The organism is Roseiarcus sp. (assembly GCF_052145395.1).
Lineage (GTDB): Bacteria > Pseudomonadota > Alphaproteobacteria > Rhizobiales > Beijerinckiaceae > Roseiarcus.
On record NZ_JBKQOT010000161.1, the window covers coordinates 1 to 10,282 of the forward strand.

Genomic DNA, 10,282 nt, shown 5'->3' on the forward strand with positions numbered 1-10,282 from the left:
GGAGCTTGGCGTTGACCCCGATCGTGGCCAGAGCCGCCTGCATCATCTCGCCGATGCGCTGGCCGTTCGGGTTGTAAGGGCGCGCCACCGGCTGATACCAGAGATCGATCTCGAGCGGGGTCTGCACGCCCGCCGCCGCCAGCATCGCCTTGGCCTTCTCAGGGTCGTACGGGACGTCCGGGATCTTGTCGTCGTAGGACCACATGGTTGGCGGGATCAGCGTCGTCGCCTTCTCGCCGGCGCCGAGATAGACGTCCTTGATGATGGCGTCGCGGTCGATCGCCATTGACAAGGCCTGCCGCACCTCCTTCCTGTCGAACGGCGGCTTCGTATTGTTGAACGCCCAGTAGGCGACGTTGAGCCCTGGCGCGTGGATGACCTTCAGCGTCGGATCCTTCTCCATCTCGGCGAGGTCGGCCGGACGCGGATAGGCGTTGACGTGGCATTCGCCCGCCTTGAGCTTGGCGTAGCGCGCGGTGGCGTCGGGCGTGATGGCGAAGACGAGGTCGTCGACCAGCGGCTTCTCGCCATAGAAATCCTTGTTCGCCTTGTAGCGGATGACCGAGTCCTTCTGGTAGGCGACGAACGAGAACGGCCCCGTTCCGACCGGCGCCTGATCGAACTGCTCGGGCGTCCCCTTCTTGAGCAGGAAGTCGGCGTATTCCTTGGACCCGATCGCCATGAAGTCCATCGCCAGATTGGCGAGGATGGCGACGTTCGGCTCCTTGAGCTTCATCACCACCGTGTAGTCGTCAGCTTTCGTGACCGAATCGAGCAGTTTCGGCATGTCCATGTCGTTGAAATAATCGTACTTGCCGCCCGAGACTTTATAATAGGGGTGGTCCGGCATCCATTGTCGGTCGATCGACCAAAGCACGTCGTCAGCGTTGAAATCGCGGGTGGGCTTGAAGTCCTTCAGGGAATGGAACTTCACGCCTTTGCGCAGGTGGAAAGTGATCGTCCTGCCGCCATCGGTAATGTCCCAGCTTTCGGCGAGGCCCGGCGTGACTTCGGTCGTGCCGCGCTTGAACTCGGTCAGCCGGTTGTAGATAGGCCGCGCCGCGTCGAAGCTGGTTCCGGTCGTGTTGATCGCCGGCGTGAAGTTCTCGGGACTTCCCTCGGAGCAGTAGACGAGCGTCTTTGCGGATGCCGCGCTCCCGCCCACGATGACGGCGGCCAGCGTGACGCCGGCGAATATGGCAGATTTCATGCACATCCCTCCTGAAATGCGGCGTCCCCGCTAGCGCGCCACGGCGCAGCGCGAGCCTCTTGAACGCCGAGCAAACTCTCCGAGCATCGAAGCCCTTTTTCGGCTCAAGCGCAATGGCGGGTGTCGTGACGCTTCGTCTTTCACAGCGCCCGCAATCGTGCGATGAGCGCCTCGGGATCGCCGCTCACCGCGACCTGCTTCAGCCGGCTTTTGGCGCCGGCGGTCAGCCGGACCCGGGACACGGGCGCATCGAGTTTCGCCGCCAGAAGAGCGCAGAGCGCGTCGTTGGCGCGGCCGTCCTCGGGCGCCTGACGCACACGGGCGATGAGCACGCATGTTCCGTCCGACAACCGCGCAACACCGTCGATGGCGTCGCGACCGCCCTTCGGCGTCAGACGACAAGCGACGACGACGCCATCGGGGGTGACGCGCCACGGGTCGTCGGTCACGGGGTCGCGTCCTCCTCGTCGTTCATCGGATGCAGATCGCGCACCATCGCCTTCGCGCGCTCATCGAGGACGTGGGTATAGATTTGCGTCGTCGAGATGTCGGCGTGGCCGAGCAGGTCCTGGACCACGCGCAGATCGGCCCCGTTCTGCAGCAGATGGCTCGCGAAGGCGTGGCGCAGAACGTGGGGGCTGACGCGCGCCGGCGCGATGCCGGCTGCCGAGGCCGCGACCTTCAGATCGCGGGCGAAGGCTTGACGCGTCAGGTGGCCGCTCTCGCTGTCGGCCGGAAAGAGCCAGGGCGAGGCGGCGAGGCCAGGCGCAGCGTCACCCAGCAGGGCCCGGTAGGCCGCCACCGCGGCGCGGGCCGGCCTGGACAGCGGCGCGAGGCGTTCCTTGCCGCCCTTGCCGCGAACTGTGACGAACGACTCTTTCGTACGGGCCACGGACTTCGGCAGGCCGAGAGCCTCCGAGACGCGCAAGCCCGAGGCGTAGATCAACTCGATGAGGCAGGTCATCCGTGCGAGCGCGAGCCGCTCGCGGATCGGCCGCTCCGGGTCGTCGAGCCCCTGCCGGGCGGCCGCGATCAGCCGCTCTATGTCGTCGACGGTCAGAACCTTGGGGAGCGGCCGTCCGCGGCGCGGGCCCTCGATCGCCAGCGTCGGATCGTCGGCGCGGCGTCCTTCGGCGTAAAGATGCTTGTGGAATTGCCGGATGGCCGAAAGCCGTCGCGCCAGAGACGACGCCTTGAGGCCTTCGGCGCCGCGTTCGGCAAGGTAGGCGCGCACCTCCGCTGCGCCGGCTGTCAGAGGATCGCCTCCGCCTGCGCCGAGATGCGATACATAATCGTCGAGATCGCGCCGGTAGGCCTCGATCGTATGGACGCTCGCGCCCCTTTCAGCGGCGAGCGCGTCGAGGAAGCCGACGACGAGGGCGCCTCTCTCATTCGTCATGGGTTCGCCTTCGGCAACTGGATCGTCTGGGTAATCTCGCGGGGTTTGACCTGGACGAAGTTCGCCAGGGCGTACAGTCCGGCATAGACGAGGCCCGCCAGCACGGCGACGACGACCAGGAAGCGGAAGAGACTCGGCAAAGCTTGGTCCTGCAATAGCAGCGAGCAAGGCGATTATCGCCTCACTCGTCGTCGAACAAGTTGGGCTGAGGCCCCTCGCGCTGCGGCTCGGCGAGTCCCAGGTGCCGGAACGCATGCGAGGTCAACAGACGCCCGCGCGGCGTCCGCTGCACGAAGCCCTGCTGAATGAGGTAGGGCTCGATGATGTCCTCGATCGCGTCGCGCGGCTCCGAAAGCGCCGCGGCGATGGTCTCGACCCCGACCGGCCCGCCGCCGAACTTGAGCGCGATCGCGTCGAGATAGCGGCGGTCCATCTGATCGAGCCCGATCGAATCGACGTCGAGGAGCCGCAGGGCTTCGTCGGCGAGCGCCCGCGTCACCTCGCTCGACCCCTCAACCACGGCGAAATCGCGGACGCGGCGCAGTAGCCGCCCGGCGATGCGCGGCGTGCCGCGCGAGCGGCGGGCGATCTCGTTCGCCCCCTCTTCCGCGAGCGCGAGGCCGATGACGCGCGCGCCGCGCGCGACAATGCTCTGCAATTCCTCGGGGGTATAGAAATTGAGCCGCACCGGAATGCCGAACCGGTCGCGCAAAGGCGTCGTGAGCAGCCCGGCGCGCGTTGTCGCGCCGATCAGGGTGAACTTGGCGAGATCGATCTTCACCGAGCGCGCCGCCGGTCCCGTCCCGATGATGAGGTCGAGTTGGAAGTCCTCCATCGCGGGATAAAGAATCTCCTCGACCGCGGGGTTGAGCCGATGAATCTCGTCGATGAACAGCACGTCGCACGGCTCGAGATTGGTGAGCTGGGCGGCGAGGTCGCCGGCCTTGGCGATCACTGGGCCCGAGGTCGAGCGGAAATTGACGCCGAGCTCGCGCGCCACGATCTGGGCAAGCGTCGTCTTGCCGAGGCCCGGCGGCCCAACGAACAGCACGTGGTCGAGCGCCTCGCCGCGGGCCTTGGCCGATTCGATGAACACCTTGAGGTTCTTGCGCGCCGCCTCCTGGCCGGTGAAGTCCGCCAGAACCTGTGGGCGCAGGGCTGCGTCGTCCTCCGGTCGTTTTTCCGCGGAAACGAGTCGGCGCGGGGCGTCGGCCATCAGGCGGCTCCCTCGGCGCCCGGACGGAACGGGCTTGGCTGCATGGTCAGACCGCAGAGACTGGCGGCCATCGCGCAGGCGAGGCCAGCGACCGCGCCGCTCATGACGAAAGCGCGGACGAGACCGCTCCCTGTCGTGACGGGCTCCGCCGGGGCAGGCGTCGTTAAGCTGATCGATTGCGCGGTCGGGGCGTGGAAGTTGGTTTCGAACATCATGTCGAGAGAGGCGCCGAACGCGGCGAGGCGCAGCGCAACCGCATAGGCCAGGACCCCGCCGATCGCGGCGGCGATGAGCGCGCGCGGCCACCGCTTAGGCGCCGCGGCGTCCCACAGCGCGTAAAGGACACCGGTCGCCGTCGCCGGCCCAAGACCGATCCCGTAGGCGGCCAACAGCATGACCCAGTGGCCGAAAAGCGACGCGACCACGGCCGTAAGGGCGAAAGCGCCCGCGGCGGCCGGCGCCTTGAGGAGAAGCGCGAGCGGAACGAACGTCGCCCCTCCGATCGGCGGCCCGAGCGCCCCGAACAGGAACGCGATGCCGATAAAGGGGCCGAGAAAGCGCCGCTGCGGGACCGAAACCGTCATTGCGCCAGCGCCTTTGAGGCCGACCGGCTTAGCGCGGTCATCCGCATGAAGAAGCAAAGGCGCGCGACCTTCATCGCGGATGCTTCGCCAAGTAAACAACGTGCGGCAATTTGGCGAAATGCGCGTCACAGGTCAGCAAATCCGCTCCGGAATCCACGGCTGTCGTGTAGATGATCGAATCCGCCATTGCGAGTTTATAGAGCGCTGCATATTCCGCCGCTTTCGTCGCAAGGTCGGTTGTCACAGGAATGACGGCCAGCTCCGTCGTGAACGCCAGCAATCGGGATGCCGCCTCATCGGACAATTCGCGCGCAAGCCAGCGCGCAAGCTCGTATTGAATGATGGTTGGGACGATCCAGTCCTCATTTCGCGGTAACTCCAGGGCCAGACGCTGCCCGAGCGGCGTGTCCTGTATCCATTCGATCCAGACTGACGTATCGACGACCCTCATCAGAAGCGGTCGTTTCGATCGCGATAGCCCTCTGGGTTTGTTCCGCGGGCCATGCCCGCAATCTCTTCACGTCCGGGCACCGGAACCATCAGCACGCCCTCGATCTTGGCGATAAAGGCCACCTTCTGTCCCGGCCGCAGCCCCATCCGGTCGCGAACCTCTTTTGGGATAGAGACTTGGAATTTCGACGAGACCGTCGCTGTCGCAGACATGCTCTTACCTTTTTGCCATCGATGCCAATATAGTAAGAACCATTCACTGCGCCAGCGCCTTCAGGCCCGCCCGGATCAGCGCCGCCGTCTGCGCCTCCGCCCCGAGTTCGCCAGAGGCCTTGGCGATCACCGCCGCCGCCTGCGCCTGCGCGTAGCCGAGACTGACGAGGGCGAGAACCGCGTCTTGCGCCGGCTTCGGCAGCCTGGCGTCGCGTTCGACGCTCAAGGGCGCATCGCCAAAGCCGGCGGGACCAAGCGCCGGCGCCTTGTCCTTGAGCTCCAGCACCAGCCGGGCCGCGAGTTTCGGGCCGACGCCGGGGGCGCGCGCCATCATCGCCTTGTCCTGCCGGGCGATTGCGCCGGAGAGCGCGTCCGCCGTCAGGGCGCCGAGAATGCCAAGCGCAACCTTGGCGCCGACGCCCTGCACACTTTGCAAGAGCCGGAACCAGTCGCGCTCGGCTGCGGTCATGAAGCCGTAGAGTTTGATGGCGTCTTCGCGCACGTGGGTCTCGATCAAGAGCTCCGCCGGCGCCCCGCGCGGCGGTAGCGCGCGGAGAGTCCGCGCCGAGGCGGCGACCACGTAGCCGACGCCGTTGACGTCGAGGATGAGTTCGTCCTCGTCGAGGCTGTCGACGATCCCGCGCAGCTTGCCGATCATGCGGCGCCTCTCGCGCGCGCCATGCGATGCTGGGCGTGGCAGATCGCGACCGCGAGGGCGTCGGCGGCATCCGGACTCCCGGCGTCCGAGGCCGGCAGCAGCATCTTGACCATCATCACCACCTGATTCTTCTCGGCGTGGCCGACGCCCACCACCGTCTTCTTGATGAGGTTCGCGGCGTACTCGGACACCGGCAGGTCTTTGAGCGCCAGCGCGGCGATCGCCGCGCCGCGCGCCTGCCCGAGCTTCAAGGTCGATTGCGGATCGCGATTGACGAAGGTCTCCTCGACCGCCGCCTCGCCAGGGCCGTTCTGCTCGATAAGGTCGGTCAGCGCGCGATGAATCGCGGCGAGCCGCACGGCGAGCGAAGTCTGCGCATCCGTCCGGATCGAGCCGCAGGCCAGGAAACTGAGCCGCGACCCGGCGGCCTCGATCAGGCCCCAGCCCGTACTTCTGAGGCCGGGGTCGACGCCGAGAATGCGAATCGCGCCGAGAGACATGGGACGTGTCTTATACGAATTTGCGGGCGGCGCGAGGCGCTTACCGGCCCAGAAGCTTGACCAACTCATCGGCTTGAAACGGCTTCGTGAGTCTGGGAACCCGGCCATAGCGCTTGGGAATCGAGTCGGGGCCGTATCCGGTGACGAAAACGAACGGAACGCCGCGCGCAATAAGCGCGTCGGCGACCGGAAAGGCGTGCTGGCCCTGCAGGTTGACGTCCAGAATTGCGACGTCGAGACGGTCCGCCGCGCGAATGAGGTCCACGGCGGCGGCGACGCTCGAAGCCGGGCCGACGATGGCGGCGCCCAGCGACTCGAGGTACATCGCCAAGCTGTCGGCGACGACGAACTCGTCCTCGACGATCAAAATCTTCTGTCCGGTCAGCCCGTCCTCGCTCATCGGCCCTCCCCGGGGCGCATCTTAAGGTCTCCAACGGCAGATCGATTATGCACCCTGCTTAGCGATCGTTCGATTTGGCAGGCTTCGCCTCGCGACGTGACGCCTACCGGGTCGCGACGAAGAACAGCCGGGGGAAGGGCAGCAGGACCACGCCGTCTGCCTCCGCCGGATAGGCCTCGGCGATCGCCGCCTCGTAGCGGCCGAGGTAGGCCTCGCGCTCTTCGGCGTCGAGCGGGTCGATGAAGGGCCGTAGGCCAGTACCTTTCACCCACTCGACGATGGCGTGGGCGCCCTGAAGCGGATGGAAATAGGTCGTGCGCCAGATGTCCACACGGGGCGCGTGGCGCCGCAGAAGCCGGTAGTACCAGTCCGCGCCGCGGCGCGCCGCGCGCGCCTTCGCGGCGTCCGCGAGTTTTCCGGCCCACGGCCCGTCGGCGGCGACATCACGCATCAGGCGGTGGGACGGCTCATCGAGATTATCGGGGGTCTGAACGGCGAGCGCGCCGCCAGGGGCGAGCTTGGCAATCAGCGCCGGAAGCAGGGATTCGTGATCCGGAATCCACTGGATCACCGCGTTCGCGAGGATGACGTCGAAGCCCGAATCTGTCCAAGCTTCGATGTCGGCGACCTCGAAGGCGATGTCCGGCAGCCGCTTTCGCGCCGCCGCGATCATGTCCGCCGAACTGTCGATTCCGACGATGTCGGCGTTCGGGAAACGCCCCCGGAGCACATCGGTGGAGTTGCCGGGCCCGCAGCCGATGTCCGCGGCGCGCCGCGCGACGGCCAGCGGCACGCGCGAAACCAGATCCCAGACGGGACGGGTGCGCTCCTCCTCGAATTTCACGTATTGGGCCGCCGACCAGGTCATGGCGCCGCTCACGGGTAAAGCCGCCGACGCTCCCATGGCGCGTCGAGGTCGGCTCGGCTGAACAAGACGCGGTCGTGCAGGCGGAACGCTCCGTCATGCCAGAACTCGATCTGCAGCGGCGCGAGGCGCCAGCCGCGCCAGTAGGCCGGTCGCGGAATGTCGCCTTCACCGAACTTCTTGGCGTACGACTCCACCGCCGCCTCGAGCGCCGCGCGCGACTCCAGTGGACGGGACTGCTGGCTCGCCCAAGCGCCGATGCGGCTCTGCCGCGGACGCGAAGTGAAGTAGACGTCGACCTCGGCGTCCGGGAGCGGGTTCACCGGCCCGCGGAACCGCGCCTGCCGTCTCAGCGACTTCCAGTGGAACAGCGCCGCCGCCTTGGGGTGGGCGGCGAGTTCGCGACCCTTGGCGCTTTCGACATTGCCGTAAAACACGAGGCCCCGCGCATCGACGCCTTTGCACAGCAGCGTCCGCGCATCCGGCAGGCCGGCGTCGTCGACCGTCGCCAAGGTCATCGCCTCGGGATCGTTGATCTCGCTGGCCGAGGCCTCCCGGAACCAGAGGTCGAACAAGGCGAAAGGGTCTTCGGCCTCAGTGAAATCGCCCATTGAGCTGTCCACGGCTGAGCCGCTCCTGATCCGGTGAAACCGATCTATGGGAAACGGGTCTTACCCCCCTCCTCCGGGATCGACAACCGCGCGTCTATCGGGAAAGCTACGCGAATCATTGCGCGACGGCCGCGGCGCCGCGCAACCTTGCCAGCCGCCGAACGAAGACCCAGATAAGGCTGGGAGACATCGGCGGCCGCGCTTCGAAAAAGGCGACCGTGTCACATTGGGCTCATGATGCGTAATCCGTATGAGGTTCTCGGGGTGCCGAAATCGGCCAGCGCGGCTGAGATCAAATCCGCTTTCCGCAAGCTCGCCAAGAAATTCCATCCCGACCAAAGCAAGGAGCCGCGGGCCAAGGAGCGATTCGCCGAGGTCGGGTCGGCCTATGAGATTCTCGGCGACGAGAAGAAGCGCGCCGCGTTCGATCGCGGTGAGATCGACGCCGAAGGCAAGCCGCGGGCGCCGCAATTCGAGGGATTTGGAGGTTTCGGCCGTCAGCCCGGAGCCGGGGGTTTCGGCTTCGACTTCGGGCCAGGCGGATTTGCCACCGGGGCGGGGTCGATCGACCAGGACATTTTGTCCGAGTTGTTCGGGGGCGGCCGGCGCGGCCGGACGCGGCCGCAGCAGCAGCAGGCCTCCAAGGGAGAGGACATTTCGGTTTCGGTCGCCGTGCCGCTGTCGACGGTCGCGAGCGGCGCCCCTGTCCGGGTCGCGCTGCCGACCGGCCGGACGCTCGACGCGACCGTGCCCGCCGGGATCGAGGAGGGGAAATCGATCCGGTTGCGTGGCCAAGGTCATCCCGGCGGCCGCGGGGGCGCCGCCGGCGACGTCATCGTCACGATTCGCTATGCGCCTCATCCCCTGTTTAAGGTCGAAGGCCGCGATCTGCGGCTCGATTTGCCGATTACGCTTTACGAGGCGGTCCTCGGCGGCAAAGTGCGCGTGCCGACGCTCGGCGGCGACGTCGAGATGTCGATTGCGCCGGGCATGAGCGGCGGACGGGCGCTGAGGTTACGGGGCAAGGGCCTGCCGGCGGCGGGCGATCTTCCTGCCGGTGACCTGCTCGCCACGATCCGGATCGTCCTGCCCACCGCGGAGGATCCGGAACTCATGGAGCTCATGCGGAAATGGCGCGACCGCAAGCCCTATGATCCGCGCTCGGCCCGCGGCTGAGGCGATCGGCATCGGGATTTTGGCCCACCGGACCGGGGCCGGGACGACGCTCATATGAGCGATCCCACATATATTGTGACGTGGGAAAACTCGCCGCCGGCTTCCCATGTGCGTGTAGCAACGCTAAGGGAAACCGAAAACATTGCCGCGTCGGAGCTTAAGCGAGGACTTGATGGAGCAAGCGAATCTGGCCGTTGCGTCGACGGGCGTCCTCAGCGGGAAGCGCGGGATCATCTTCGGCGTCGCCAACAACCGCTCCATCGCTTGGGGAATCGGACGGGCCGCACGCGCGGCCGGCGCCGAATTGGCCTTCACCTTCCAGGGCGAGGCGCTGGAGAAGCGCGTGCGTCCGCTCGCCCAGGAACTCGGCGCCGAAGTGTTCGGCCATTGCGACGTCACCGATGGAGCGTCGATCGACGCTGTCTTCGCCGAGGCGGACAAGGCATGGGGCGAGCTTGATTTCGTCGTCCACTGCATCGCCTTCTCCGACAAGGACCAACTGACCGGCCGCTATATCGATACGACCGAGGACAATTTCGCGAAGTCGCTGGCGATCTCCTGCTACTCGTTCACGGCGATCGCGCAGCGGGCGGAAAAGCTGATGCCGAACGGCGGCTCGATGCTGACGCTGACCTATTATGGGGCCGAGAAATGGATGCCCCATTATAATGTGATGGGCGTCGCCAAGGCCGCTCTCGAAGCGAGCGTTCGTTATCTGGCGGCCGACCTCGGCGGGAAGGCCATCCGCGTCAACGCCATTTCCGCCGGCCCGATCAAGACCCTGGCGGCGTCGGGCATTGGCGACTTCCGCTATATCCTTCGCTGGAACGAGCATAATGCGCCGCTGCGGCGTTCAGTCACGATCGACGAAGTCGGCGAGTCGGCGGTCTATCTCCGTTCACCGATGTCGCGCGGCGTGACCGGCGAGATCCTGCACGTCGACGCCGGCTATCATATCGTCGGCATGAAGAACCCTGCGGCCCCTGATATTTCGGTCGCC

At 66.5% G+C, this 10,282-nt stretch carries 15 protein-coding genes; 2 read left to right on the forward strand and 13 right to left on the reverse strand.

Features of this window, described 5'->3' with window-relative positions; translation table 11 throughout:
• The 13 genes from ACLP25_RS05585 to pdxH form a co-directional block, all read right to left on the reverse strand.
• Window positions 1–1,210, reverse strand: a 1,210-nt coding sequence (locus ACLP25_RS05585; RefSeq protein ID WP_442468236.1) for an ABC transporter substrate-binding protein, incomplete at its 3' end; no start/stop codon positions are given.
• Window positions 1,211–1,350: 140 nt separating this feature from the next.
• Window positions 1,351–1,659 (reverse strand): DUF167 family protein, encoded by a 309-nt coding sequence (locus ACLP25_RS05590; RefSeq protein WP_442468237.1) that lies wholly within the window; start codon window positions 1,657–1,659, stop codon window positions 1,351–1,353.
• Window positions 1,656–2,609 (reverse strand): tyrosine recombinase, encoded by a 954-nt coding sequence (locus ACLP25_RS05595; RefSeq protein WP_442468238.1) that lies wholly within the window; start codon window positions 2,607–2,609, stop codon window positions 1,656–1,658. Before ACLP25_RS05595 ends, ACLP25_RS05590 begins: the two co-directional genes overlap by 4 nt.
• Window positions 2,606–2,749 carry a histidine kinase gene (locus ACLP25_RS05600; RefSeq protein WP_442468239.1) on the reverse strand — a complete coding sequence of 48 codons (144 nt, stop codon included), beginning with the start codon at window positions 2,747–2,749 and terminating at the stop codon, window positions 2,606–2,608. The genes ACLP25_RS05595 and ACLP25_RS05600 overlap by 4 nt, the downstream gene beginning before the upstream one ends.
• A 41-nt stretch (window positions 2,750–2,790) precedes the next feature.
• Window positions 2,791–3,825 (reverse strand): Holliday junction branch migration DNA helicase RuvB, encoded by a 1,035-nt coding sequence (gene ruvB / locus ACLP25_RS05605; protein WP_442468240.1) that lies wholly within the window; start codon window positions 3,823–3,825, stop codon window positions 2,791–2,793.
• Complete coding sequence (locus tag ACLP25_RS05610; protein ID WP_442468241.1) at window positions 3,825–4,409, reverse strand: hypothetical protein; 585 nt, start codon at window positions 4,407–4,409, stop codon at window positions 3,825–3,827. The genes ruvB and ACLP25_RS05610 overlap by 1 nt, the downstream gene beginning before the upstream one ends.
• A gap of 70 nt (window positions 4,410–4,479) precedes the next feature.
• Window positions 4,480–4,860, reverse strand: a complete 381-nt coding sequence (locus ACLP25_RS05615; protein WP_442468242.1) for a type II toxin-antitoxin system VapC family toxin — start codon at window positions 4,858–4,860, stop codon at window positions 4,480–4,482.
• A complete protein-coding gene (locus ACLP25_RS05620; RefSeq protein ID WP_442468243.1) occupies window positions 4,860–5,072 on the reverse strand; it encodes an AbrB/MazE/SpoVT family DNA-binding domain-containing protein in 213 nt (70 codons plus the stop codon). Before ACLP25_RS05620 ends, ACLP25_RS05615 begins: the two co-directional genes overlap by 1 nt.
• Window positions 5,073–5,115: 43 nt before the next feature.
• Complete coding sequence (ruvA, locus tag ACLP25_RS05625; RefSeq protein WP_442468245.1) at window positions 5,116–5,730, reverse strand: Holliday junction branch migration protein RuvA; 615 nt, start codon at window positions 5,728–5,730, stop codon at window positions 5,116–5,118.
• Window positions 5,727–6,230, reverse strand: coding sequence for a crossover junction endodeoxyribonuclease RuvC (gene ruvC, locus ACLP25_RS05630; RefSeq protein WP_442468246.1), 504 nt, complete (start codon window positions 6,228–6,230; stop codon window positions 5,727–5,729). Before ruvC ends, ruvA begins: the two co-directional genes overlap by 4 nt.
• A gap of 40 nt (window positions 6,231–6,270) precedes the next feature.
• On the reverse strand, window positions 6,271–6,630 hold the full coding sequence (locus ACLP25_RS05635) for a response regulator (RefSeq protein ID WP_442468247.1): 360 nt from the start codon (window positions 6,628–6,630) through the stop codon (window positions 6,271–6,273).
• A gap of 103 nt (window positions 6,631–6,733) precedes the next feature.
• Window positions 6,734–7,498: a trans-aconitate 2-methyltransferase gene (gene tam / locus ACLP25_RS05640; protein WP_442468248.1), complete on the reverse strand. Its 765-nt coding sequence runs from the start codon at window positions 7,496–7,498 to the stop codon at window positions 6,734–6,736.
• A gap of 8 nt (window positions 7,499–7,506) precedes the next feature.
• Window positions 7,507–8,106, reverse strand: a complete 600-nt coding sequence (gene pdxH, locus ACLP25_RS05645) for a pyridoxamine 5'-phosphate oxidase (protein ID WP_442468249.1) — start codon at window positions 8,104–8,106, stop codon at window positions 7,507–7,509.
• 237 nt (window positions 8,107–8,343) lie between these two features.
• Here pdxH and ACLP25_RS05650 point away from each other — a divergent pair, with 237 nt between their 5' ends.
• Both ACLP25_RS05650 and fabI read left to right on the forward strand, forming a co-directional pair.
• The gene (locus tag ACLP25_RS05650) at window positions 8,344–9,282 is read left to right on the forward strand and encodes a DnaJ C-terminal domain-containing protein (protein ID WP_442468250.1); all 939 of its coding nucleotides are present in this window, start codon (window positions 8,344–8,346) and stop codon (window positions 9,280–9,282) included.
• Between the two features lie 172 nt (window positions 9,283–9,454).
• Window positions 9,455–10,282, forward strand: an 828-nt coding sequence (gene fabI, locus ACLP25_RS05655; protein ID WP_442468251.1) for an enoyl-ACP reductase FabI, incomplete at its 3' end; no start/stop codon positions are given.

Bases quoted from the DNA above. Each gene is read 5' to 3' on its own strand.
- ACLP25_RS05650 (WP_442468250.1), top strand. From the start codon at position 8,344: ATGCGTAATCCGTATGAGGTTCTCGGGGTGCCGAAATCGGCCAGCGCG.
- ruvC (WP_442468246.1), bottom strand. From the start codon at position 6,230: ATGTCTCTCGGCGCGATTCGCATTCTCGGCGTCGACCCCGGCCTCAGA.
- tam (WP_442468248.1), bottom strand. From the start codon at position 7,498: ATGACCTGGTCGGCGGCCCAATACGTGAAATTCGAGGAGGAGCGCACC.
- ruvB (WP_442468240.1), bottom strand. From the start codon at position 3,825: ATGGCCGACGCCCCGCGCCGACTCGTTTCCGCGGAAAAACGACCGGAG.
- ACLP25_RS05595 (WP_442468238.1), bottom strand. From the start codon at position 2,609: ATGACGAATGAGAGAGGCGCCCTCGTCGTCGGCTTCCTCGACGCGCTC.
- ACLP25_RS05615 (WP_442468242.1), bottom strand. From the start codon at position 4,860: ATGAGGGTCGTCGATACGTCAGTCTGGATCGAATGGATACAGGACACG.
- ACLP25_RS05610 (WP_442468241.1), bottom strand. From the start codon at position 4,409: ATGACGGTTTCGGTCCCGCAGCGGCGCTTTCTCGGCCCCTTTATCGGC.
- ruvA (WP_442468245.1), bottom strand. From the start codon at position 5,730: ATGATCGGCAAGCTGCGCGGGATCGTCGACAGCCTCGACGAGGACGAA.
- pdxH (WP_442468249.1), bottom strand. From the start codon at position 8,106: ATGGGCGATTTCACTGAGGCCGAAGACCCTTTCGCCTTGTTCGACCTC.
- ACLP25_RS05635 (WP_442468247.1), bottom strand. From the start codon at position 6,630: ATGAGCGAGGACGGGCTGACCGGACAGAAGATTTTGATCGTCGAGGAC.
- ACLP25_RS05620 (WP_442468243.1), bottom strand. From the start codon at position 5,072: ATGTCTGCGACAGCGACGGTCTCGTCGAAATTCCAAGTCTCTATCCCA.